General features: G+C 51.2%; 23 protein-coding genes and 3 tRNA genes. 14 read left to right on the plus strand and 12 right to left on the minus strand.

What is annotated here, in order from left to right; genetic code table 11:
• The first annotated feature begins 64 nt into the window (after positions 1–64).
• A complete protein-coding gene (locus tag WMO24_RS01380) occupies positions 65–1,744 on the plus strand; it encodes a coiled-coil domain-containing protein (protein ID WP_349214344.1) in 1,680 nt (559 codons plus the stop codon).
• 101 nt (positions 1,745–1,845) lie between these two features.
• Positions 1,846–2,151, plus strand: coding sequence for a thioredoxin (trxA, locus tag WMO24_RS01385; RefSeq protein WP_349214346.1), 306 nt, complete (start codon positions 1,846–1,848; stop codon positions 2,149–2,151).
• Positions 2,152–2,228: 77 nt separating this feature from the next.
• On the opposite strand, the gene WMO24_RS01390 is transcribed toward trxA, so the two are convergent.
• Entirely contained in the window at positions 2,229–2,816 is a 588-nt protein-coding gene (locus tag WMO24_RS01390) for a hydrolase (protein ID WP_349214347.1), read from the minus strand.
• Between the two features lie 2 nt (positions 2,817–2,818).
• Positions 2,819–3,040 carry a YdbC family protein gene (locus WMO24_RS01395; RefSeq protein WP_349214349.1) on the minus strand — a complete coding sequence of 74 codons (222 nt, stop codon included), beginning with the start codon at positions 3,038–3,040 and terminating at the stop codon, positions 2,819–2,821.
• A 186-nt stretch (positions 3,041–3,226) separates the two neighbouring features.
• Here WMO24_RS01395 and WMO24_RS01400 point away from each other — a divergent pair.
• The 9 genes from WMO24_RS01400 to WMO24_RS01440 all read left to right on the plus strand — a co-directional run bounded on the left by WMO24_RS01400 (position 3,227) and on the right by WMO24_RS01440 (position 10,849).
• A tRNA-Gln gene (locus WMO24_RS01400) sits at positions 3,227–3,300 on the plus strand.
• A gap of 32 nt (positions 3,301–3,332) precedes the next feature.
• Positions 3,333–3,408, plus strand: a tRNA-Pro gene (locus WMO24_RS01405).
• A 115-nt stretch (positions 3,409–3,523) separates the two neighbouring features.
• A complete protein-coding gene (locus WMO24_RS01410) occupies positions 3,524–4,459 on the plus strand; it encodes an AEC family transporter (protein WP_349214351.1) in 936 nt (311 codons plus the stop codon).
• Positions 4,460–4,507: 48 nt separating this feature from the next.
• Positions 4,508–5,584, plus strand: a complete 1,077-nt coding sequence (locus WMO24_RS01415) for a 6-phosphofructokinase (RefSeq protein ID WP_349214352.1) — start codon at positions 4,508–4,510, stop codon at positions 5,582–5,584.
• Positions 5,585–5,731: 147 nt separating this feature from the next.
• Positions 5,732–6,328 (plus strand): xanthine phosphoribosyltransferase, encoded by a 597-nt coding sequence (locus WMO24_RS01420; RefSeq protein ID WP_349214354.1) that lies wholly within the window; start codon positions 5,732–5,734, stop codon positions 6,326–6,328.
• Positions 6,325–6,831: a hypothetical protein gene (locus tag WMO24_RS01425; RefSeq protein WP_349214356.1), complete on the plus strand. Its 507-nt coding sequence runs from the start codon at positions 6,325–6,327 to the stop codon at positions 6,829–6,831. The genes WMO24_RS01420 and WMO24_RS01425 overlap by 4 nt, the downstream gene beginning before the upstream one ends.
• A gap of 10 nt (positions 6,832–6,841) precedes the next feature.
• Entirely contained in the window at positions 6,842–7,759 is a 918-nt protein-coding gene (locus WMO24_RS01430; RefSeq protein ID WP_349214358.1) for an AAA family ATPase, read from the plus strand.
• Between the two features lie 292 nt (positions 7,760–8,051).
• A complete protein-coding gene (locus WMO24_RS01435; RefSeq protein WP_349214359.1) occupies positions 8,052–8,741 on the plus strand; it encodes a DUF58 domain-containing protein in 690 nt (229 codons plus the stop codon).
• Entirely contained in the window at positions 8,738–10,849 is a 2,112-nt protein-coding gene (locus WMO24_RS01440) for a transglutaminase TgpA family protein (RefSeq protein WP_349214361.1), read from the plus strand. Before WMO24_RS01435 ends, WMO24_RS01440 begins: the two co-directional genes overlap by 4 nt.
• A 112-nt stretch (positions 10,850–10,961) precedes the next feature.
• On the opposite strand, the gene WMO24_RS01445 is transcribed toward WMO24_RS01440, so the two are convergent.
• The 3 genes from WMO24_RS01445 to WMO24_RS01455 all read right to left on the minus strand — a co-directional run bounded on the left by WMO24_RS01445 (position 10,962) and on the right by WMO24_RS01455 (position 12,432).
• Entirely contained in the window at positions 10,962–11,231 is a 270-nt protein-coding gene (locus tag WMO24_RS01445) for a GNAT family N-acetyltransferase (protein WP_349214363.1), read from the minus strand.
• 64 nt (positions 11,232–11,295) lie between these two features.
• Complete coding sequence (locus WMO24_RS01450) at positions 11,296–11,502, minus strand: hypothetical protein (protein WP_349214365.1); 207 nt, start codon at positions 11,500–11,502, stop codon at positions 11,296–11,298.
• A 42-nt stretch (positions 11,503–11,544) separates the two neighbouring features.
• Positions 11,545–12,432: a DUF4349 domain-containing protein gene (locus WMO24_RS01455; protein WP_349214367.1), complete on the minus strand. Its 888-nt coding sequence runs from the start codon at positions 12,430–12,432 to the stop codon at positions 11,545–11,547.
• A 163-nt stretch (positions 12,433–12,595) separates the two neighbouring features.
• Between WMO24_RS01455 and WMO24_RS01460 the strand changes: the two genes are divergently transcribed.
• Both WMO24_RS01460 and WMO24_RS01465 read left to right on the plus strand, forming a co-directional pair.
• Entirely contained in the window at positions 12,596–13,321 is a 726-nt protein-coding gene (locus tag WMO24_RS01460) for an ABC transporter ATP-binding protein (protein ID WP_349214369.1), read from the plus strand.
• Positions 13,314–14,897 carry a hypothetical protein gene (locus WMO24_RS01465; protein ID WP_349214370.1) on the plus strand — a complete coding sequence of 528 codons (1,584 nt, stop codon included), beginning with the start codon at positions 13,314–13,316 and terminating at the stop codon, positions 14,895–14,897. The genes WMO24_RS01460 and WMO24_RS01465 overlap by 8 nt, the downstream gene beginning before the upstream one ends.
• 37 nt (positions 14,898–14,934) lie before the next feature.
• Here WMO24_RS01465 and WMO24_RS01470 read toward each other — a convergent pair whose 3' ends face one another.
• The 6 genes from WMO24_RS01470 to WMO24_RS01495 all read right to left on the minus strand — a co-directional run bounded on the left by WMO24_RS01470 (position 14,935) and on the right by WMO24_RS01495 (position 21,710).
• The gene (locus tag WMO24_RS01470; RefSeq protein ID WP_349214372.1) at positions 14,935–16,083 is read right to left on the minus strand and encodes a ribose-phosphate pyrophosphokinase; all 1,149 of its coding nucleotides are present in this window, start codon (positions 16,081–16,083) and stop codon (positions 14,935–14,937) included.
• Positions 16,084–16,332: 249 nt separating this feature from the next.
• Entirely contained in the window at positions 16,333–17,226 is an 894-nt protein-coding gene (locus tag WMO24_RS01475; protein WP_349214373.1) for an ATP-binding cassette domain-containing protein, read from the minus strand.
• Positions 17,211–18,239, minus strand: a complete 1,029-nt coding sequence (locus WMO24_RS01480) for an ABC transporter ATP-binding protein (protein ID WP_349214374.1) — start codon at positions 18,237–18,239, stop codon at positions 17,211–17,213. The genes WMO24_RS01475 and WMO24_RS01480 overlap by 16 nt, the downstream gene beginning before the upstream one ends.
• A gap of 37 nt (positions 18,240–18,276) precedes the next feature.
• Positions 18,277–19,860, minus strand: a complete 1,584-nt coding sequence (locus tag WMO24_RS01485; RefSeq protein ID WP_349214376.1) for an ABC transporter substrate-binding protein — start codon at positions 19,858–19,860, stop codon at positions 18,277–18,279.
• A 30-nt stretch (positions 19,861–19,890) separates the two neighbouring features.
• Positions 19,891–20,787, minus strand: coding sequence for an ABC transporter permease (locus WMO24_RS01490; protein ID WP_349214378.1), 897 nt, complete (start codon positions 20,785–20,787; stop codon positions 19,891–19,893).
• Positions 20,781–21,710: an ABC transporter permease gene (locus tag WMO24_RS01495; RefSeq protein WP_349214380.1), complete on the minus strand. Its 930-nt coding sequence runs from the start codon at positions 21,708–21,710 to the stop codon at positions 20,781–20,783. Before WMO24_RS01495 ends, WMO24_RS01490 begins: the two co-directional genes overlap by 7 nt.
• A 418-nt stretch (positions 21,711–22,128) precedes the next feature.
• Between WMO24_RS01495 and WMO24_RS01500 the strand changes: the two genes are divergently transcribed.
• The gene (locus tag WMO24_RS01500; RefSeq protein ID WP_349214382.1) at positions 22,129–22,416 is read left to right on the plus strand and encodes a metal-sensing transcriptional repressor; all 288 of its coding nucleotides are present in this window, start codon (positions 22,129–22,131) and stop codon (positions 22,414–22,416) included.
• 93 nt (positions 22,417–22,509) lie between these two features.
• On the opposite strand, the gene WMO24_RS01505 is transcribed toward WMO24_RS01500, so the two are convergent.
• Positions 22,510–22,585 (minus strand) — tRNA-Thr (locus WMO24_RS01505).
• Positions 22,586–22,662 lie beyond the last annotated feature (77 nt).

A 22,662-nucleotide genomic window follows, 5' to 3' on the forward strand; every position in this document is an offset into this window, starting at 1 on the left:
AAACGCGGGGCCAACGGCCCCGCTTTTTGCCGTATAAAGCTTATGTGAGGGGAGGTGCGCTCTGTTGTCGGATAAAACGCAGGATTCTGAAGGACAAAAGGTTTTTCGCGGAGAATTGTTCGGCTTCAATCGTGTAGAAGTTCTGAGCTATATTGAGCGCATTTCAGCTGCCAACGCCGAAAAGGCAAAAGCGCTGGGGGAGACCATTGAAAAACTTCAAAAAGAACTGAGTGCCTCTTTGCAGGAACAGCAGACCGCAGAGGGAAAGCTGGCCAGTCTGCAGCAGGAGCACGAAACGTTTTTGAACCGTACCAAAGATGTATGCGTGCAGCTGGAAACGGAAAAGGCACGAGCAGAGTCTGCGGCAAAGCAGGCGGATCAGCTTCAGCAAGAGCTGAGAAAGTCGTCTTCGGATGCGTCTGCGTTCCGTCAGCGCCTTCTTGCGCGTGAAAAGGAACTGGAGCAGCTGCGTCAGGAGAATACCGGCCTGACAGATAAAATTGCCAAGCTGGAAGAGAGCATCCGCGTGTACGAGGCAAAGCAGAAGACGGCTCTCAGTGAACGGGAGCAGCTGGCGGCGCAGGCGAAGCTTGTTCTGGAAAAGGCAAAAGTGAAAGCGGATGATTTGGTTAAGGAAGCACAGGCGAAAGCGCAGGTCAAACTGGATCAGGCCGACAGTCAGGCTGCATTGATTCTGGCAAAAGCCAATGAGGAGAAAACTTTGCTGAAAGCCAAGATGTCCGAATCGGCAGACAGTATTGCCGCCAGCGTTTTGGTGCTGAAATCGCAGCTTGCCCATGTGAACGAGGAAATTGTGTCCGCCTCCAATGAGCTGTTGAAAGCGACCGATGGAATTGCGGCAGCTTTGGAAAACACCCAAAGAGATTTGGAGAAGCTGGGCGTGCAAATGCAGAATTATCCCCAGCAGACGCCTGTGCCGCATTATGCGCCGCCGCCAAGGGCTGGGCAGACAACAGATCAGCCGGTTGCATCGGCTTATACGGGCACGCAGGAGCCGTTTGACGAGGCGCGGTACCGTGCTTCCCTGGAGCGAGTTCGCTGCGAAGAAGAACAGAAGGATCAATATTACGATGCGTTGGCGCGGGAAGACTTGCGCAGGGCGCGGGCTGGTGTTGTTTCGGGTTCCGGACAGACGCAGCAGGCGCGGGATGCTCAGTGGAACGAAGCGCTTTATCGTCGTGTTTCTCAGGAACAGGAAAAAGAACGGCGCCGCGCACAGACAACCCAATACCCTTACGACCGGCAGCAGGTGGTTCAGCAGCCGGTAACAGGACATTTGCATCGCCCGACCGCGATGCCGTTCGCACCTTTTGATGATTCTGTGCCGCACACACCGTCCTATCCCGAACAGAGAGAACTTCAGCCGCAACAGTGGGAAGAGGAGTATGTTCCGTCTCCTACGCCGGTTACACCGGTCGCTTCGTTCTCTCAACCATACACGGCTTTCCCTGAAGAACCTGCCACCCAAAGTGCGCCGGCTCCGGAGCAAATGCCACGGATTCGCCGCACACCTGCCAGCACAGTCAAGCGCAGTACAGCAGTGCCGCAGGAGCCGGTTATTATTCCTTATGATGCTCCGATTCCCCAGATGATAGAGCCCAGAACTGCCGCTGTGGAGCAGTCTGCTGCCACCAAAGCGTCTTCGGAGGATTCGGTGGCCCATGAAACGACCCTCTCGGATGCATTGCTGGAAAACTTGAATCAGCTTTTAAATGGTAAGTAATAAAAAAGCCGGCTTTGCCGGCTTTTTTATTGCCATGAAACATCTCTTGTATAATCTGTACTTGTGTGGTATAGTATATATAAGACAAGGAGGTCTTGGTTATGGCTTTAGATTTGACCAAACAAAATTTTGTACAGGAAACAGAAAAAGGAGTTGTTCTGGTAGATTTCTGGGCTTCCTGGTGCGGTCCGTGCCGGATGCTGGCGCCTGTGGTAGAGCAGATTGCACAGGAGCACTCTGAATGGAAGGTCTGCAAGGTAAATGTGGACGAGCAGCCGGATTTGGCCCAACAGTTTGGGGTGATGAGCATTCCTACTGTGGTGTGCCTGCGTGAAGGAAAAGAAAGTGCACGCAGCGTTGGTTTGGTTTCCAAAGATCAGCTTTTGGCGAAGCTGCAGCTGGTTTGACACACATTGAAAGTGTATTTTGAAGCAAACGAAAAAAATCAGCCCCCGTTTATGGCATAAACGGGGGCTGATTGCTTTTATTTTCGATTTACACTGCTGGTCCCTTTTTCCAAAAGATAGGTTGCCTCCAAGTCAGCCAAATGCAATTTCACAGCCAGAGGATACTGGTCATAGGCATTGCTGATCGTGAAGCTTCCACCGCGCACGGAGTCGTCAAAGCCGCCCATATGCCAGCGGATGGCAACCGCTTCAGCGGTTTTCAGCCGAAGAAAACGTTCAATCAAATAAACGCTTTTCTCTCCATGCCCATAGGGAAAGGCGTCCTGTACTGTAAAATTGGGAACTTTCTCCCATTGCCCGGTAGTGTCGTTTTTTACGTTCCGAAAGCCTGCTTTATAGTAGTTTGCTTTGCACAGGTCATGAAGAAGCGAAACGATTGTATAGGTTTCCAGACTGTCCTCTTCTGCGTGAAAATATCGTTCGGTGAGAACATGATATACGTTCAGACTGTGCATCACAAGGCCGGATTCACAGGCCCCATGGAACCGGGTAGAGGCGGGGGCAGTGTAGAAATCGGTCGTTGCCAGCCAGTCCAAAAGTTTATCCGCGCCGGGCCGCGTCACGTTTTCGGAGAAGATCCGGATAAATTCTGCTTTGTAATCCATAATCAAATCTCAAGCTCGTTCAGAATGCCCTTCAAAATGGCAATCTCATCGTGAGAAAGACTGATCCCTTTTCCCATTTTGCTGTTGTCGGGAGCCCAGTCACGAATATCATATTTGGGTTCACGGTCGTTCCAGCTGACCATGTTGAGCTGGCGTTCCCACCCGTTGGGGCTTTGAGAGAGTACTGCGATCCGCTCGGTAATTTCGTACTTGAATTCTGCCATGTTATTACACCATCCTAAATGCGTCTTTTTACCATATCATAATGGAAACGAACATGAAATGCAAGTGCGATCGGAAAGGCAAATTATTTTTTTTGAAATTTTTGCCGAAAAGGTGTTGACTTTTTCTCGATTGCTTTATATAATAATAAAGCGCTCTGAATGATAAACACATCAGCGGAGACACGATGCGGAATTGTGTAATGGTAGCACCTGCGACTCTGACTCGTATTGTGAGGGTTCGAATCCTTCTTCCGCAACCACGAACGGCAGCCAATCAGCTGCCGTTTTCTTTCGGGGTATAGCGCAGATGGTAGCGCGCTTGGTTCGGGACCAAGAGGCCTGGAGTTCAAATCTCCATACTCCGACCATATCGCAGCAGACGAAATGTTTGCTGCGATTTTTTGTTTTCTATGGCACAGAAATGCTGTACCTAACCGAAATCCTGTGCTATACTAGAACCGCAGTTAAGGGGAGATCAACACCATGGACACACTTACAACCCTGGAAAACAGCCTGGTTTATCTGGTTGTTTTGGCAGGCGGATACACGTTGAAGCGGCTTCGTGTATTGAAAAAGGAAGATGCGGGATTTTTGTCTGCGCTGATTATGAACGTCACTTTGCCGGCGGCTGTTTTAAAAGGAGCGGCGAACGCATCCTTTAACTCCTCTTTTGTAATTATTTTTCTGTCCGCGATGCTTTTGAACGTTTTGCTGTTGAGCGCCGGTTTCTTTTTTTCAAAGGGAAGGCCTGGCCCGGAGCGCGGCTTGATGATTCTCAATGTGAACACCTTCAACAACGGCAATTTTGCCATTCCTTTTTTGTCAGCTCTTGTGAGCAGTGATGCCTTTGCGGCAATGGGAATGTACGACGGCGGAAGCGCACTTTTTACCTTTGGTCCCAACATTGCGCTGGCACAGAAGGCAATGGAACAGGGTGGCAAAAAAGTAACGCTGGGAGATATTTTTCGCAAGCTGTTTACCACACCCAGTATTTGGGCATATATCCTGATGGTAGTTTTCAGTATTGTGCATTGGCAGCCGCCTGCGCTTGTGATGGATGTGATCTCCATGGCGGGTTCTGCAAACGCCTTTTTGGCGATGCTCTGTGTGGGCATTCTGTTTGAAGTGCAGCTCCCGAAAAGCGGCTACGGGCTCATTTTGACAACCTTGGTCACGCGTTATGTGATCTGTGGGCTCTTTGCGGCGGGGTTGTGGTTTTTCCTGCCGGCTCCACCGGAAACCGTTCGGACGCTGGTCGTCATGACAATGGCACCGGTGGCCAGCTGCGCAACGATGATCACGATAGAAGCCGGATGTGACGGAACCATGGCTGCTGTGATCAATTCCATCAGCATTGTGGTAAGCATTATCATTATGGTTTTGTTATTACTTCTGCTTCCAATGCCTGTGCGCGGATAAAGCCAGTCTGTTTGTGCAGGGATTTCGATAAACAAGGGAGGTATTTCAATGAAAAAGAGAGTTGGAATTCTGACGTCAGGCGGGGATTGCCCTGGTTTGAACGCCACCATTCGCGGAGCGGCCAAAGCGTTGTACCAGCGCTTTGGCAACGATGTGGAAATCATCGGAATTGCCAATGGCTACGCGGGCCTGATTGCCGGCGAGTGGCGCGTAATGGAGCCGCACGAATTTTCCGGTATTCTGACTGTGGGCGGTACGATTCTTGGCACCAAACGCACACCGTTCAAAATGATGAAGGTTGTGGAAGAGGACAAGGTCGATAAAGTGGCAGCCATGAAAAAGACTTATAAAGATGCCCGGCTGGATTGCCTGCTTTGTCTTGGCGGAAACGGAACGCACAAAACAGCAAATCTTTTGAGCGAAGAGGGCCTGAACATTATCGGTTTGCCGAAAACCATCGACAATGATATTTACGGAACCGACGTTACATTCGGGTTTCATACGGCGGTCGACATTGCTACAGAGGTAATTGACCGGATTCACACGACTGCTTCCAGCCACCGTCGTTGCATGGTGATTGAGCTGATGGGAAACAAGGCTGGCTGGCTGACGTTGTATTCCGGTATTGCGGGCGGCGCGGATATTATCCTGATCCCGGAGTTGCCTTACAATATTGAAAATGTTTGCGCGGCAATTCAGAAGCGGAGCGAGCAGGGAAAGACATTTTCCATTCTTGCGGTGGCGGAAGGCGTTTACGACGTAACGGAAGCCGGGATGAAGAAAAAGGAGCGTGCAGCGCGTCGTGCGGAGCGGGGCGAGGTAACTGCTACCAATCGAATTGCGCATCAAATCGAGCAGATGACGGGATTCGAAACCCGTGTCTGTGTACCGGGGCATATGCAGCGCGGCGGAAGTCCTTCCGCGTATGACCGCGTTTTGGCAACTGAGTTTGGCACACATGCAGCCAAGCTGGTCGAGGCGGACCACTATGGTGTAGCAGTTGCCATGAAGAACAATATTGTCACCGAAAATCCTTTGAAAGATATTGCGGGAAAGACCAAGCTGGTCCCGGAAACCTGCGATATGCTGACGGTAGCCCGCAGAATGGGCGTTTCGTTGGGATAAGTCCAAAAGCGTGCTTTTTAAGCACGCTTTTTCTGTTTTGCAGGCACCAACAATGTCGATGGCGAGAGAAGAATGATTGCATTGAAGCAGGCCTCTATGGTAAACTGAATAAAACCCTCTGCGAAGGAAAAAGAGGAGGCATTTTGTTTGAAATTACTGGAGGAGAGAATCCAAAAAGACGGCGTTGTCAAGGCCGGCGGAGTATTAAAGGTAGACAGCTTTTTGAACCACCAAATGGACGTGGATTTGTTTGATGCGATGGCTGAAGAGTGGAAACGCCTTTTTGCGAATAGACCCATCAATAAAATTTTGACGATTGAAGCTTCCGGTATCGGCATTGCCTGTATTGCTGCGCGCCATTTTCATGTGCCGGTCGTTTTTGCAAAGAAAGCCAAGAGCATCAACATCGACGGAGAGGTGTATGCTACACAGATTCACTCTTTTACGCACGGACGAGAATATGAAGTGATCGTATCTCGAAAATACATTGGCCCGGAGGATCACGTGTTGATTCTGGACGATTTTTTGGCCAATGGCTGTGCGCTGGAAGGATTGATGTCTTTGGTGAAAGACGCAGGAGCCGTGGTGGAAGGCGTGGGAATCGCCATTGAAAAAGGTTTTCAGCGTGGCGGAGACCGAATTCGTGCAACAGGCGTGCAGGTGGAGAGCCTTGCGATTGTAGATTCCATGGATGAAAAAACAGGTTTGATTCGCTTCCGAACAAAGGAGGCGGGTGAGCAGTGAAACACAAGACCCGCTTATACAATGTGTTCTTTCCGCTGTGGATGCTGCTGTTTTTTCCGGTCACCTGGCTTTTGGTCGTGCCGGTCAACTGGGTGTTTGACAGCCTGGTCCTTCTGGTTGCGGTTGCGGCAATGCGGCTGAGAAAGAAAAAGGAGCTTTACGTAAAAAGCATTTTCCGTGTCTGGGTGTTTGGTTTTTTGGCGGATCTGGCCGGCGCGGGTGTTATGGCTCTTGTGTATGGCGCTGCGTCGCTGTTTTTAAAGGGGGAGACGCAAGCGGCCTTTCTGGAGGCTTTTATGGTCGATCCGTGGCAGCATCCGGCGGCTCTGCTCGCCACTGCTCTGGCGGTCCTTGTTTCAGCATGTGTGATTTATGTTCTCAATCGCCGCTTCACATTTCAGAAACAGGCGCTTCCGGATGCAACCAAACGGCGCCTGTCTTTGGTTCTTGCGGCAGCGACTGCGCCGTATTTCTTTTTCGTTCCGCTCAATTGGCTGATTTGAGGAGAGGTCTATGAGTAAGACGGTTCAAATTGTGGAAGAAGTGAAAAAAGCCGTAGTGGGAAAAGACGATGTGATCGTCCAGTCGCTGATGGCGATTCTTGCGGGCGGCCATATTTTGCTGGAAGATGTGCCGGGCGTGGGCAAAACTACGCTGGCGCTTGCGTTTGCACGGGCACTTGCACTGGACTGCAGGCGTATGCAATTTACGCCGGATGTGCTGCCTTCTGATATCACCGGGTTTTCCATCTATCGCAAGGAGACCGGCGAGATGGAGTATCAGCCGGGAGCAGTGCTGTGCAACCTGTTTTTGGCCGATGAACTCAACCGTGCCACCGCGCGCACGCAGTCGGCACTTTTGGAGGCCATGGAGGAAAAACAGGTTACCGTGGACGGCGTGACCCATGCGGTGCCGCGTCCCTTTGTGGTCATTGCGACGCAAAACCCAACCGGGGCTTCCGGTACGCAACTGCTTCCGGATTCGCAGATGGATCGTTTTATGGTGCGCCTTTCGCTGGGGTACCCCAGCGCGGATGCGGAATTGGAACTTCTTCGCCGTAAGCAGAAGAGCGCACTTTTAAAAAATGTACAGCAGGTGATGGAGCGGCGTGAATTGCTGGTGTTGCGAAAAGAAGTGAGGACACTGTATATCAGCGATTCGGTGCTGCGGTATATTGTGGAATTGAATGCAGCCACCCGGGAGCACGCGGATGTTCTGCAGGGGGCAAGCCCGCGCGCCACGGTGGCGTTGGCGCAGATGGCCAGGGCTTCTGCGTTTTTGCGCGGACGCGATTATGTGACTCCGGCAGATGTGCAGCGCGTTTATTGCTGTACCATCGGTCATCGTTTGAGACTTGCACCGCAGGCGGAGGATGCAGATTCGCTTTTGAAAGAAATTTTGCGGACAGTATCAGTTCCGCAAATTCGCTGATATGTGGCGCAATCGGGCCGCATACGGCGCAGTTGTTGTATGCGAAGTTTTGTTTTACTCTTTCTATTTTGGCTATCTGTCGTTTTTCTTTCTGATTCTGACTGCTTTGCTCCCTGTTTTATCGCTGCTTTACAGTTTGCCTCTGTTTTGGAAATGTACCGCAACGCTCTCTGCACCATCCAAGACCGTGATCGGGCGCGAAACCTTCTGGAAAACAGGAGTAACAGCCCATGGCGTTCTCCCCGTTGTAAAATGGAAAATTGCGGTTGTGAATTGCAGTAATCCGGGCGGAGTGAAAAAAGAAGCACGTGTTGTGAGGGCCAGCGGAAAAGATCCGGTTCTGTGGGCGGTGGATACCACTCATTGCGGGATTTTTCAATGCACGGTCGAGTCGGTGTGGGGCTGTGACCTCCTGGGGTTGTTTCGGTTTCGTATGAAGAGGCCGCTCCCGGTGACATTGGCGGTCCTTCCGCAGCCGGAATGCCCCAAGCCAGTGCCGCAAATGCCGGATCTGGCGCTCAGCCGATCCATGGTCCCCAAGCGAGACGGTGGCTCCGCTGAGGATTATGAGCTGAGAGAGTACCGGCCGGGCGATCCGATGCGAATGGTCCATTGGAAAAGATCTGCCCAAACAGGGGACTTGATTGTGCGGGAACCGCTGGAACCCAGAAGCATTTATGCGAGCCTCAGCTTTTCCATCTCGCCGGATGCGGAAGAGATGGACAGCGTATTGGGCCAGTTGTATTGGCTTTCACGGCGGCTGCTGCGTTTGGGCGTGCGGCATCTGATTGTGTGGTCTTGTGCGGGAGATGGAAAGAAATATGCCGCGCAGCTGGAGTTGGGCGAGGATCTGGAGCAGCTTTTGCTGCTTTTGCTTCATGCTCCGGCGGATGAGACGTGCGCCAAACGGGCGCAAACTTTTACCGGGCAGGTGGATTGGCACTACGAGATCCGCCCGCGGCGAAAGGAGCGTACAGAATGAAACAGGGGGAACGCTTCTTTCTTTTCCTCGCCAATGCGCTTTTGCTGAACTTGGGCGCTGTAGGCGCGGTTCTGTCCGCCAGCAGCGGATTTGGAATGGAATCTGGCTGGTTGCCGGTGGCGATGGGAAGCGGTACGGCGTGTCTGGCCACTGCGCTTTTGAGTTTCGGCCGCAAAAGAGGAAGATGGATGCTCCTGTTGTGGGGCGTCTGGGCGGCGATACTGCTTGTAGGACATACCTCTTTCAGAGAAGGTTTTTGCGGATTTGTTTATGAGGTGACATCGGACTACCATGTTTGGTTTGCCAATGTTCCTGTCCTGTTTATGAGGGCATCCCGCGAAGCTCTTCAATTCTTTCTGGGAATGATGGTGTCCGTGACTGCGTTGCTTTTGGCTGTGACGGTGCTGGTGTGGCGTTCTTTTGCCGCGAGCCTGCTGGTCACGCTGCCCGGCTTCTGCCTGCCGCTGGTGGTGACGCAGGTCGCGGCGGATCTTCCGTTGCTGTCGGTGATGCTGTTTTGGGTTCTGATGCTCTTTTCGCAGGTTTTCAGACGTGTCGATCCAGTGCGTGCGGCAAAAACAGTCTGGATGCTCATGCCGGTTGTGCTAGTTCTTTTAGGCGGCCTGCTGTGGGTGATTCCGCATGAAAAAAAGGAGCCGCCTTCCTGGGCGCTGGAAATTCAAAAGACCGTCAGCACATGGGCAACGCGCGCTGCAGAGGGCAAGTCGCCTCTGCAGCTGGGAGTCACCTCGAAAGTTCCGGTGTTCGAATGGACCAATTTGGAGCAGGCGGGACCACGGGTCTATACGGGACAAACCATGCTGAAAGTGACCTGTACAGCAGACGGGACATATTATTTGCGGGGAGAGGCAAGGGGAGACTATACCGGGACACGCTGGGACAAACCGCTGTCCGATGCGCAGCTGGGGGAAGTGTTGCTGTGGCCCGGGATGATGCTGGCGGAATCCGGTTCGGGGACAACAGCTCAAATGACCATTACCTCGGAAAAGGATAAAACCAACCTGCTGTATACTCCTTACTGGACCTTTGATGCGGATGGGGCACGCAGCACATCCGATGGCAGTTTTGCACGCGCGGGGCGGACTTCCTGGAGTGTGCAGTTCCTGCCGCAGCAGTCGGTTGATTTTCAGTTGCTCCATGCGGATACGGCGATGTATGATGCCTATGTAGAAAAGAATTATTTGGCGTTGCCGGAGGATACTGCCCAAACGGTCGGCAGACTGGCCCGGGAGGCGGGCCTTTCTTCCGAGATGGAACCTTCCTGGCTGGCGCGGGAAGCAGTCCGCTTTGTTCAAGAGGACAAACGATACGATTCGCAAACGCCTTATCAGCCGGAGAATGAGGATTTTGTTGTATACTTTTTGACGCACTCTCAGCGGGGATACTGCGTACATTTTGCCTCGGCGGTCACGGTTACGCTGCGTGCAATGGGAGTACCGGCCCGCTACGTCAATGGATATCTTGTTACGGTGAAAAACGGACAGGCGGATGTGAAGGATGAGAATGCGCATGCCTGGGTGGAGTATTATGAGGCGGGAGTCGGCTGGATTCCCATTGAGGCGACGCCCGGATATTCGCAGAATGTTTTGCAGACAAATCAATCTCAAATAGTGTCTGAATCTGAGCCGGAGCCACCGGCGGCTTCCGCACCGGAAAATCCGCCCTCGCAGGGAGTGTCAGAGATTGGCTCTCCTGCTGAGAGTTCTCCGGCGCAGCCACAAACCGAAACGGAGTCTGCCGAAATCCCGAGAGAATTGCTGACCGTTCTGCTGGTTGTGTTCGGAACAATGGTCTTGGGCTGGCTTCGACGCGAATGGATTCTTCGACAGCGCAATAAGAGACAAAATCAAAAAAACAGCCGCCGCGCATCGGTTGCCGTTTGGAAACAACTGAGGCGAATTACTGCAAAACCGCCCCAACGGGCAAAAGAATTGGCGGAAAAAGCAGTGTTCAGTCGACAGGGGCTCAGTTTGCAGGAATTGGAAGAGATGAAAACCATCTTGCAGCAGTGCGTCCGTCGTCGCCGTGCAGGTTCTGGTGCACTGAGGCGGTTTGTGGACCAGTGGATTTTGGTGCTCTATTCATAACGAGCAATGAGAAAACCCGCACCCATGGGGGTGCGGGTTTTTCTTTTCATACGGGATGATCGGCAGCGAAGAGGTGTGTTGACACCTCAAATCTGGTTTGAAGCAAGGCAGATTACTTTAATACATCACGATATTCTTCGTGTTGTTCAAACCATTTTTTGGCATAGCTGCAAGTGGCAACGGCTTTGCGGCCGGTCCGCCGCAGTTCTTCCGCCGTGCGCTGCATCAGTTGCCCTGCAACGCCCTGTCCGCGCAGCGTTTCGTCCACGAACGTGTGGTCAATGTTTACAATATTTTCTTTCCACGCAGGAAAGGTGATCTCTGCCAAAATCTCATCGTTTTGCCGATAAACGATCCGGTTTTCCTGTACCTCAAATGCCATTGGAATCACCTCTGTTTCATTTGAGTAAAGTATACCATATTTGTGTGAAAACTACAAGGGAAATTTATCCAAGGGGAAATTCTTCTTTCTGCTTCAGCTTGCGGTTTACTGTCTCCCGGGTTTCCCAGACGCCTGCGTCACAAGGCGTTTGCTCCTGTTCGGTATAAAACAATGCAGGCCGAACGGAATGACTGCGAACAGCTTCCATCGCTCGCTTTGCATCTAAGGGGATTCTGGAACTGTCCGGAGCCTTCTGAAAATTCTTTTTCATAGCCATCGCCTCCGGGATTTAGTATGCCCTGAAATCGGGAATTTATGTATTACCCTGTGTATCACTGTCCGGCACGGAAGAAGGCTGTTTTTTTCGCTTTTTGCGGCGGAGAAGGACAATGGTCAGCACCAGGCAGAAAATGCCCAGAAGTACAAAGGGAAAGCCCGTGACCAATGCGAGAATCAACGTTTGCAAAACCTCGCCAAACAGGCGCCAGCTTCCGGAAAAAGCTGCACCAAGTTTCTGCATGAAGGTATCCTGCTTTTCTGTAACGCGCTCTACTTCATCTACATAGACACGGATACTGGAGTAGGAAACTTGTTGGTCATAAGAGCGTTGCTGTGCGGTATAACTTTCAATTTGATATTGAATTTCCGTCAGTTGATTTTGAATGGCCAGGACAGTCTCGATGTCCTGTGCTTGTTCCAGCAATTCATAAAGCCGCTCCTGCTGCGCCTGAAGACTTTCCAGGCGCGCTTCCACGTCCACATATTGACTTGTGATATCTTCCACTGATTCCTGGAGATTGGTAACGTTGCCGGAAGATTCTGCACCGGTCAGAAAGTCGTTGTAGCGCTCGCTGGGGATCCGAAGCTCATAAAAGGCGCTTCGCCTTGCGTCATCGTAAGAAGGGGTGGTTACGTCAGCGCTGGCCACGTATCCTTTCAAGTCTTCTGTCAGCTGCAAAAGTGATGCACAAACGGCATCAAAGTCCAGTGCTTCGATGGACATGGAAGCGCTTCGCACCAGTTTCCGATCATCGAGAAGCGGGGAAGATCCAGTGGAAGAGCTTTCGGCGGCCAGTGCGGCCGCCTCGTCCATAACGGTGTCCGCACTGGTGTTTTCTGCGGACATTTCTGCATCAGCGGCACAGGCGCATAAGCCGCAGGCAAACAGCATCAGACAAAAAATTGCAATCCATCTTTTCATATCCTTCACAGCCTCCTTTGAAAATTGATTTCATCTGCAATACGCGGGAAGGAGGCTGTTTATTGCAAAACCTTTGCGCAGCTCTTGACAAAGCGATGCGGACTGTTATAATAGGAACAAATCAATTAGATGAATATCTAATTGATGCTGGGAGGGATTTTGAATGCTTGAAATTTCGCATTTATCCAAAACATATCCGGGTGGTAAAAAGGCGGTGGAGGATTTGTCTTTTTCCGTGCAGTCCGGCGAGATCGTTGGCTTCATCGGGCACAATGGAGCCGGAAAAACTACCACGCTTCGCTGTGTAGCGGGCATTTTGGATTATACGCAGGGCACGATTACCATCGGCGGGCACGACATCCACGCCGAACCGGTTTTGGCAAAACAGATTACGGCGTTCCTGCCGGATAATCCGGATCTGTACGAGTTTTTGACGGGAATCGCGTACTTGAAATTTATCGCAGATCTTTATTCCATTCCAAAGCAAGAGCGCACACAGCGCATTGGAAAGTATGCGGATGCTTTTGAAATGACGGATGCACTGGGAGATCCCATCGGCAGTTACAGCCATGGTATGAAGCAGAAACTGGCCTTGATTTCCGCATTGATGCGCCAGCCGAAGCTGCTGATTCTGGATGAACCGTTTGTGGGGCTGGACCCTCAGGCTGCATTTGTCATGAAGGGCTTTTTGAAAGAACTGTGCGGACAGGGCGGCGCCGTTTTGTTTTCCACCCATGTACTGGAAGTGGCGCAGAAGCTGTGCGACCGCATTGTGATCATTCAAAAGGGCCATCTTGTAGAGCAGGGGAAGACGGATCAGATTGTGGGAAATTCCGACCTTGAATCAGTCTTTCTTGAATTGGCCCAGGAAGGTGAGCGGAATGCGTAAACTGTGGATCTTGCTGAAAATAGACTTTCGCGCCTTGCTTGCTGCACTTTCGTTTGGGTCGTCGCGCAAAAAGAAGCTGAGCGGAGCAGCAGCTTTAACGCTTCTGGGGGCGTTGATGCTTTTGCTGTCCGGCACATATTGTGTCAGCGGTGGAATGGCCTTGAACACCATTGGTGCGATTGATTATCTGTTTCCCCTGGCGGCAGCTTTGGCGTGTTTTGCCAGTTTCCTTTTTACAGTGTTTTGCGCCAGCGGCGTAGTGTTTGGCGGTAAAGACATGGACTTGATGCTCAGCTTACCGGTGTCTGCCTTTGTGGTTATGCTGGCCAAGATGCTGGCGCTCTATTTGGAAAATCTGGCTTTTTGTGTGCTGTTCCTTGTGCCGGCCGCCGGCGTTCAGGCCTATTGGCAGATGGACTGGAGTTTCGGATATTGGGGCGCTGTTTTAATTGCTATTCTGGTGCTGGCGTTTCTTCCGACACTGTGCAGCCTGTTGATAGGCTATGCGGTTGCATTTGTATCCGGTCGGATGCGGCACAAGGCGCTGGTGGCGAATATTGCCTACTTCCTGTTTATCGCCGCAATTTTTGCGGGTACGTTTTGGCTTCAAACCGGCATGCAGAAAGTGGCGGTGGACAGGCAGGGATTGACCGCCTTCCTTAATCAATGGCTCAGTCCTTTTATGCTGCTTTGGCGAGCTTTGGCAGGGGATGGCTGGGCGCTGCTCCTGTTTTCTGCACTGTGTCTGTTGCCTTTTTTGGGTGTGGTGTTTCTTTTCAGTGCGCGATATCGCCAAATTGTATCGGGACTATCTTCCCACAGAAGTCGCGGAAATTACCGGCTGGTGCAGGTGGAGGCTTCGGGACTGTTTCAGGCATTGCTCCAAAAAGAACTTCGGCGCTATTTTGGGTGTCCGGTTTATGTAGCGAATACGATGTTCGGCACAGCGGCGCTGCTTGTGGGCGGGATTGCCGCACTGCTGTTCAGCGCGGACGTACGGATCGTTCTGGCGCAGCTGCAGCTGGAAGAGGCGGCTCCAGTTCTTTTGCTGATTTCTGCTGTGTTTATGCTTTCCATTACATGCACCACCAATGTCTGCATCAGTTTGGAAGGAAAAAATCTCTGGATTTTGAAAGAGGCACCGGTCGAGGCAAAAACGATCTTTTTATCAAAAATTGCACTTCAGCTGCTCGTTGTGTGGCCGGGCCTTTTGGTTGCAGGCATTTGCGCAGCGATGGCGTTTCGTTTGAGCGTGGTGCATACGGTGCTGTTGCTGTTGACATGCTTTTTGTATAGCCTGGGCAATGCGCTTTGGGGCTTGCTGATCAATTTGCTGTTGCCAAAAATGGACTGTGAAAATGATACGGTGATCGTCAAACAGTCGGCGTCCGTTATGGTGACTTCATTGGGCGGAATGCTGATTGCGGTGGTAATCGGTGCAATCTGCTGGTTCACACGCTCCTGGGTTTCTTTCCCGGTTCAAAGCGGTATTTTGATTTTGCTCAGTGCGGCTGCAGCTGCTGTGTGCTGGGCGTGGATTCTTCGGCGCGGCGCGCAGAGATTGCTGGCAATATGAAAAAAGGACTCCCGTTTTGAACGGGAGTCCTTTTTGATTAGCGTTTCGAACGTTCCAGCAGTGCTTTGATCTTTTCGTGCGGATCAATGATGGCGCTGACGGACATGTCATGGTTCAAAGCGGCAATGAAGTAGGCGATGTATTTTGACACATCTACTTCGTGGAACCAGGGCCGCTGCAAGAGTTCCGGCGTGCGATAGGTGAGGTTCGTACCGAACACGCCGTTGATCATGCCGGATTCATAGGCCTTGTCAAATTCGGCCAGGCCATTGGTGAAAATGGCGTAGGTGGCATTTGCAAAAATGCGATTGGCACCCTGTTTCTTCAGGGCGACGGCAATGTCCAGCATGCTTTCGCCGGAGGAGATGATATCGTCTGCCACGAAAACGTCTTTGTTTTCAACGCTTTCGCCCAGATATTCATGAGCGACAATGGGGTTGCGGCCGTTGACCACGCGAGAGTAGTCGCGGCGCTTATAGAACATGCCCAGATTGACCCCCAGAACGCTGGCATAATACATGTTGCGGTTCAGGGCTCCCTCGTCGGGGCTGATTACCATAAAGTGATTGCGGTCCAGGTTCAAGTCAGGCACCGCTTTCAAAAGGGTTTTCATCACCTGATAGGTGGGCATAACGTTGTCAAAGCCCATCAGGGGAACAGCGTTTTGCATACGGGGATCATGTGCATCAAACGTGATGATGTTTTCCACGCCCATGGCCTGCAGTTCTTGCAGAGCTACCGCGCAGTCCAGGCTTTCGCGGTAGTTGCGGCGATGCTGGCGGCTGCCGTACAGTATGGGCATAATGACGTTCAGACGATGTGCCTTGCCGCCAACGGCCTGAATCAGACGCTTCAGGTTCTGGAAATGATCGTCAGGGGACATGAAATTTTGGTTTCCGAACAAATTGTACTTGCAGCTGTAATTTCCTACGTCAATGACAAGGTAAATGTCATCACCGCGGACGGAAGATTTGATCATGCCTTTACCATCGCCGGAGGAGAAACGCGGACATTCGCTTTCGATGATGAATGTTTCCTGTTCAAATCCGGCTTCTTTTGCCCAGCGAAGCAGGTGGTAATTGATTTTTTCGGTCAACTCTTCTGCTCCGGGAGCGGCGATCAATGCCAGTTCCGATACCCGTTCGTCGATGTTGAAAAAGTCTTTTGCGCCTTTTTTCTGAACCATGTAAGACACTTCTCCTTAAAATTTGTTATTTCAATAAGGGACAAACGTCACTGCGCTTATGGTCTTATTATAGCATATTCCGGCTGATTCTTCTCTTCATTTTACAGTTTTTTTAAATTTTGTCGTTTTGTTTGAAAAACGGAAGAAAAAAGGTGACTTTTATAGAGGTTGTGAAAGAGATGTGACGCTGCCGGAGAAAAAATATAGGCCTGCTTCAAGCAGGCCTATGAAAAAATGTTGCAGGCGAGATCAGTGCAAAGGCTCCAGAACAAAATGTCCGGGCTGCTTTTCGTGAAGAGTGTCCCCTAGGGGAAGTGTTCGGTCATAGGGGATGGATCGTTTATTTCGCTCGAAAACAGGATCCGGCACATGAATGGAGGAGAGGAGAGAGCGGGTGTACGGATGAAGAGGATTCTGAAATAACTCTTCGGTGGGTGCCAGTTCAACCACTTTCCCCTGAAGCATAACGGCAACTCGGTCGCTGATAAAGCGCACAGCAGAGAGGTCGTGTGCAATAAAAAGCATGGAAAATTTTCGTTCCTGCCGCAGATGCAGAAAGAGCATCATGATCTGGGCCTGAATGGAAATATCGAGTGAGGAAATCGGTTCATCCGCAACGATCAGTTCCGGATCGAGCATCAGGCTGCGGGCGATGGCAACACGCTGCCTCTGTCCGCCGGATAGCTCTCCGGGATATTTGGAGAGATACGTTTCATTCAGACCAACTTCGGCAAGCAGATGGATTGCTTTTTGCAGAGCTGCTTTTTTTCCTGCTTTGAACTTTTGAATGTGTACCGGTTCTAAAAGAATTTTCTGAACGGTCATGCGGGGATTTAGTGCTGCGGCGGAGTCCTGGAAAATCAACTGGACCTTTTGGTGCAGCTTTTTCTTTTGGACTGCATCCGCATGGGGGCCGGAAACCGGAAGCCCTTCAAAAAGAACGGAACCTGCGGCAGGCTGTTCAATTCCGGTTACAAGACGTGCGATGGTGGATTTTCCACACCCGGACTCGCCAACGAGCCCCAGCACTTCGCCCCGATGGATGGTAAGAGAAACATCCCGGACTGCATCCACGCGGGAATGTTCATTCATGTGAAATGTCTGGCACAGATGTGTCGCTTCCAGAATCAATTCTTTTTCCATAGACCGCTCCCGGCTTTCAAAGATATTGGGGGTTTTATGTCAGGCGCGCGCTGATCCAGCAGCCAGGTGGCCGCATAGTGCGTGTCGCTGACCTGGAACATAGGCGGCATCTCTTCGTAATCGATGGCCAGCGCATAAGGGTTGCGTTCGGCAAACGCATCGCCACGGGGCGGGTCAAGAAGCGAAGGCGGTGCGCCGGGAATGGAATACAGGGTCCCGCCGGGCTGTGCCAAAGCAGGAAGAGAAGAGAGCAGCGCCCAGGTGTAGGGATGCCTGGGATCGTAATAGATTTCTTCGGCTGTTCCGATTTCTACAATTTTTCCGGCGTACATTACGGCTACGCGGTCAGCGATTCGGGCCACCGCTCCCAGGTCGTGTGAAATAAATACGATGGAGACGCCGGTTTCATCACGTATTTTTACAAGAAGATCCAAAATTTGGGTTTCGACAGTGACATCCAAAGCAGTAGTTGGTTCATCGGCCAGCAGAAGGCTGGGCGACATAGCCAAAGCGACCGCAAGTACGCAGCGCTGACGCATGCCACCGGATAAGAAATGAGGTTGCATGTCAAAACGTGCTGCAGGGTCGTCCAGCCCGACCAGGGCAAGCGTTTGGATGGCGAGCGCCTTGGCTTCTTCCCGGCGCATCTTTTTGTGCTTTAAAATAGCCTCTGTGATCTGGCGGCCAACGGGAATGGTAGGATTCAGGGTCATCATGGGGTCCTGAAATACCATCGAAACAACATTTTCGCGAAGCGCGCGCATTTGTTTTTCGCGATAATCGGTGATATCTTCGCCTGCGAGGAATATTTTTCCGGATTTGATTTTGGCACTGCGGGGCAAAAGTTTCATCACGCTTTGACACAGCGCGGTTTTTCCACACCCGGATTCACCTACGATGCAGAGAATCTCACCCTGCTCTACGGCCAGATCAATTCCACGCACAGCCTGCACTTCTCCCTGTGGAGTGTCAAAACTGACGGAATAATGTTCCAGCTTCAGCACATGTTTCATCGAAGTTCACCTCGTTTCAGCGCCCAAAGGCGTTTGTTTATCGGTTGATGGTCCACTCCTCAATGTTCCACATCACACCAACAGAGTGATGCCCCAGTACACGGGTTGTGTCAAGGCCATCAACGCCTGAAATTCCTACATAATTTCCATCCAGATAAGCTACCAGGAGAATACCGGGCGCCTGTGCATACACTTCTTCAAACTGACCGTAAATTTCTTTGCGCTGATCGGGCGATTGCGTGTGACGGCCCTCGTTCAGTAAACGGTCCACTTCCGCATTGGAGTAATGCATGGTGTTGCCGCTGGCATTGCTTACAAATTGCGAGTAGATCATATCAGGATCAAACTGTGTGGCATATCCCGCGAGGAACCCGTCATATCCGGCGTTCCAGTCAAATGAGGTGACCAGTACCACTTCCATGTCCACGCCGGCTTTTCTCAGCATGCTGGAGACCAGATTGGCGATGTCCACGCGTTCTTCCTCGTATTCACGGGTCTGTACAGTGAAATGAAAAGTCTGTCCGTTTCGTTCATAGAGGCCATCTGAGCCCATGACCCAGCCCAACGCTTCCATTTCCTGCGCAAAGCGCTGGAGATCGTAGGGATAAAGGTCTGCGTCAGGATTGCTCCCAAGAGGATTCAACTGGATGGGACTGTAAGCGATTTCGCCTTGTCCATTCAAAACACTGTCGATGATCGCCTGTTTGTCCAATGCATAGTTGAGCACCCCGATGGAATCAGCGTTCTGCGCCCAGAAATCAGAGGACATATCCATGGCAACGCCGCGGTAATCTGCGGTGGAGAAATCCCAGCTTCGGTAAGCCCCATCTCCTTCAAACTGGTGGGCGTAATTGGCGTTCAGCCAGGCCAGATCTGCCTCGCCTGACCGGAGCATGGTGGCTTTGGCTGTTTCGTCTGAAACGGTGCGGTAAATAATGCGTTCGATGTTGGGTACTTTCCCGTAGTAATCTGTGTTGCGTTCCAGTTTGATCATTCCGCCGGCGGAGTCCCATTCAACAAAACGGTAGCGTCCGGTTCCGATGGGCGCCTGATTAAAGGCGCAGGTGTTCAGGTCTTCTCCCCGCAGCAAATGCTCCGGCAGGATTCCCATGGTGAAATAGTCGAGAATAGCGGCGCTGTATTGGTCAAGAGTGAACACCACGGTATAGGCATCGGGGGAATCAATGGTACGAATGTCTTCATAGTTGCTGGTGATGCTGCTGGAAAGTGTTTTGTCGCTGGTCAGCGCTTCATAGGTGAACACCACGTCCTCGGCGTCAAAGGGCTCGCCGTCATGCCAGAGAACATCCTGACGAAGATGAAATGTATAGGTGAGTGTTGACTCGTCAAAATCATAGCTTTCAGCCAGATCCGGGACGGGCTGTCCGTTGGCATCGTATTTCATCAGCCCGGAAAAAATCAGATCGGGAAGTTCCTCATGGTTGTTCAGAAGGGGATTGATGGTACTTTCTGATTCACCGGCATATACAAGCGTATTGCTGAGATCTTCGCTTTTAGAAGTTTCGGCATTGGCGGCAGAAGTTTCGGACGTCGGTGCGCTGCATGCACAAAGACTGACACAAAGAGCAGCGGATAAAAACCATGCGAAAAATTTCTTCATATTCATTTTCCTTTCGTTGTGAGCCCGCAGTTACAGATTGTTGGGCTTGCGATTGGCAGATTTCCGGAAAAAGGAACCGATATTGGTGAGGCACATCAATGTAACGACCAGGAAGAGACCGGGAAAAACGATGACCCACCAGGTGTTGGAAAGAAGTGCCCGGTTGGCGAGCGACAGCATGCTTCCCCAGGAGATGGAAGAGATCGGAAGTCCCAGTCCAAGAAAGCTTAAAGAGGATTCAAGGGTGATACAGCTTCCGATGGAGGAAACGAGGGCAAACATCACAGGGGAAAGAAAATTGGGAATCAGGTGCTGGATGGCCACATGCAGAAAACTTCCGTTACAGCATCGGGCGTACAGTACATATTCACTGTTTCGAATTTGGCGAACTTCACTGCGGACGATTCGCGCAAGGCCAAACCATCCGGTGGCGCCGATGACAATGGAAAGGGACAAAATGTCGTTGGCTTGAAAGGCTGCGGACAATATGAGCACAAACAGTAAAGAGGGAATACTGCCGCAGATTTCCGTGATGCGCATCATAATGAAATCAACACGTTCGCTTGCGGTGCCGCTGATACAGCCCCAAAGAATGCCGATGACTGCGATGATGGCAGTCCCCAGCAAACCGATCGTCAGGGAAATTCTTCCGCCGTACCAGATCATGGAATAAATGTCCCGTCCAAGAGAGTCAGTTCCGAAGAAAAATTCTTTGCCGGGGGCTTCATTCAGATTTTGAAGATAAAAATCAGTGGGGTCGTGGTTGGCAAGCTGTCCGGCAAAAATGCATCCTAAAACGATGAAAAGAAAAATGGTCATGGAAAGCAAAGGCAATCCCTTGAGACGCTGGCGCAAAGACTGCTTTTTCGGCTGCGGCTGATGAATTCGGTATTCAGAGCCGACCAGACGGAAGGAATCGTTTACCATTTGATCACCCCGTTTCCTTTCATGCGCGGATCGATTTGTTCGTTGATAGCCTGCGCGGCGAAACTTCCGAGAAACACAAGCGCTCCGGTGATGAGAACGGAAAGCATGAGCAAATTGTAATCGTGGTACTTGGCGCTTTCGACCGCCAGATTGCCGATTCCGGGATAGGAGAACACCGCTTCCACAATGACGGTTCCGCCGGTAATATGGGGAATGGAGATGGCCATGATGCTGACGATGGTGGGGGCTACATTGCGAAGACAGTGCCGCCAAACAATCTGGCGGCGTGTCAACCCTTTGGATTTGGCCAGCAGTACGTAGTCCTTGCGAAGTTCGTCCAGAAGTTTGTTGCGAATCATATAAGCGTAGTACCACAAATGGCTTGAAAGCATTACGATCAGAGGCAGGACCAGATGCTGAATGCGGTTAAAAAGATCATTGGCCTTGCCGACATCGTACGCGCCGCTGCTGGGGAGCCAGCCCAGCTGAATGCTGAAAATCAGGATCAAAACAATTCCAAGCCAAAAACTGGGGATATAGTATGCAACTGTGCAGATTTTGCAGATCAGGCGATCCAAAAGATCCTCTTCGTGCAGGGCGCAGAACACGGCCAAAAGTGTCGCGAAGACAAAAACCAGTATATAAGCAATCAAACCCAGCAAAAGCGTATTTCCAAGCAGTGGAGCAATCACTTGCAAAGCCGGCATTTTGTACTTCAGCGAAATTCCAAAATCTCCATGGAGAGCATGAAGAAACCACTGGACGTATTGAACCACCAGTCCCTGGTCCAGTCCAAGTCGCGCACGTGCGGCGGCTTGTTCCGAGGCCGTCATTTGTTCCAGCGCATCGCCGTAAAAGGACTGAAGAGGATCGCCCGGAGCCAATCGTGCCAGCGCAAAGACAACAAAGGATAAAATGAACATTGCCGCCAGAAAAAGCAGAAGCTTCTTCCCGATTGCTTTTCCCAAATGCTGCACGTCAATCGCTCCTTCATTGTGCTGGACAAAAGAAAAAATCCGCTGCGAGCACTGTGGGACGTGCGTACAGCGGACTTCAGTCCGTGTGTTCATTGCTTCAGCCGTTTTGCATAAAAGAATGGAAGACAGCAGATTTCAATCTGCATTTTGCCGCTCCATGCGGACAAGCCAGTTCTTTCCCAATAAGAATACATCGTATCGTTTAATTTGGGAAGCCCCATGGGGGGATATGGCGTGCTTTTCTGACAGCAGAAAGTGAGGGAAAGGGGCGGTTCTTGACAGACCTTATGCATTTTCGTACAATAGGCACACAATCGGAGGTGGTTTCGTGGGAAATCAAACGCGGCAAAGCCCGCAGCCGGAAATGCTGGCAGAACATGGGCATCATCATTCTCACACACAGACAAAGGCGGTGGTGAACCGGCTTTCCCGTGCGATTGGACATCTGGAGTCAGTCAAACGCATGGTGGAAAATGAACAGGACTGCGCAGAAGTGTTGATCCAGCTGGCGGCAGTTCGGGCTGCTTTGAACAATACGGGAAAAATTCTATTGAAAGACCACATTGAGCATTGTTTGGTCGAGGCTGTTGAAAATGGGGATATGGCGTCGATCGATCGATTAAATAAAGCAATCGAACTTTTTTTGAAATGAGAAGAGCCCTCTTGAAGCAAAGGACTTCAAGAGGGTTCTGATAGTTTTATAAAAAAACAAAAACAGCCTTTCCGATTGGAAAGACTGTTTTTATGGAGCTGCTAAGCAGATTTGAACTGCTGACCTCATCCTTACCAAGGATGCGCTCTACCGACTGAGCTATAGCAGCAAATGGCGACCCGGATGAGGCTCGAACTCACGACCTCTAGCGTGACAGGCTAGCGTTCTAACCAACTGAACTACCGG

Origin of the sequence: Ruthenibacterium intestinale (genome assembly GCF_040096265.1) — a bacterium.
GTDB lineage: Bacteria > Bacillota > Clostridia > Oscillospirales > Ruminococcaceae > Ruthenibacterium > Ruthenibacterium komagatae.

Bases quoted from the DNA above. Each gene is read 5' to 3' on its own strand.
- trxA (WP_349214346.1), top strand. From the start codon at position 1,846: ATGGCTTTAGATTTGACCAAACAAAATTTTGTACAGGAAACAGAAAAA.
- WMO24_RS01390 (WP_349214347.1), bottom strand. From the start codon at position 2,816: ATGGATTACAAAGCAGAATTTATCCGGATCTTCTCCGAAAACGTGACG.
- WMO24_RS01395 (WP_349214349.1), bottom strand. From the start codon at position 3,040: ATGGCAGAATTCAAGTACGAAATTACCGAGCGGATCGCAGTACTCTCT.
- WMO24_RS01410 (WP_349214351.1), top strand. From the start codon at position 3,524: ATGGACACACTTACAACCCTGGAAAACAGCCTGGTTTATCTGGTTGTT.
- WMO24_RS01415 (WP_349214352.1), top strand. From the start codon at position 4,508: ATGAAAAAGAGAGTTGGAATTCTGACGTCAGGCGGGGATTGCCCTGGT.
- WMO24_RS01430 (WP_349214358.1), top strand. From the start codon at position 6,842: ATGAGTAAGACGGTTCAAATTGTGGAAGAAGTGAAAAAAGCCGTAGTG.
- WMO24_RS01440 (WP_349214361.1), top strand. From the start codon at position 8,738: ATGAAACAGGGGGAACGCTTCTTTCTTTTCCTCGCCAATGCGCTTTTG.
- WMO24_RS01445 (WP_349214363.1), bottom strand. From the start codon at position 11,231: ATGGCATTTGAGGTACAGGAAAACCGGATCGTTTATCGGCAAAACGAT.
- WMO24_RS01450 (WP_349214365.1), bottom strand. From the start codon at position 11,502: ATGAAAAAGAATTTTCAGAAGGCTCCGGACAGTTCCAGAATCCCCTTA.
- WMO24_RS01455 (WP_349214367.1), bottom strand. From the start codon at position 12,432: ATGAAAAGATGGATTGCAATTTTTTGTCTGATGCTGTTTGCCTGCGGC.
- WMO24_RS01460 (WP_349214369.1), top strand. From the start codon at position 12,596: ATGCTTGAAATTTCGCATTTATCCAAAACATATCCGGGTGGTAAAAAG.
- WMO24_RS01465 (WP_349214370.1), top strand. From the start codon at position 13,314: ATGCGTAAACTGTGGATCTTGCTGAAAATAGACTTTCGCGCCTTGCTT.
- WMO24_RS01470 (WP_349214372.1), bottom strand. From the start codon at position 16,083: ATGGTTCAGAAAAAAGGCGCAAAAGACTTTTTCAACATCGACGAACGG.
- WMO24_RS01475 (WP_349214373.1), bottom strand. From the start codon at position 17,226: ATGGAAAAAGAATTGATTCTGGAAGCGACACATCTGTGCCAGACATTT.
- WMO24_RS01480 (WP_349214374.1), bottom strand. From the start codon at position 18,239: ATGAAACATGTGCTGAAGCTGGAACATTATTCCGTCAGTTTTGACACT.
- WMO24_RS01485 (WP_349214376.1), bottom strand. From the start codon at position 19,860: ATGAAGAAATTTTTCGCATGGTTTTTATCCGCTGCTCTTTGTGTCAGT.
- WMO24_RS01490 (WP_349214378.1), bottom strand. From the start codon at position 20,787: ATGGTAAACGATTCCTTCCGTCTGGTCGGCTCTGAATACCGAATTCAT.
- WMO24_RS01495 (WP_349214380.1), bottom strand. From the start codon at position 21,710: ATGTTCATTTTATCCTTTGTTGTCTTTGCGCTGGCACGATTGGCTCCG.
- WMO24_RS01500 (WP_349214382.1), top strand. From the start codon at position 22,129: ATGCTGGCAGAACATGGGCATCATCATTCTCACACACAGACAAAGGCG.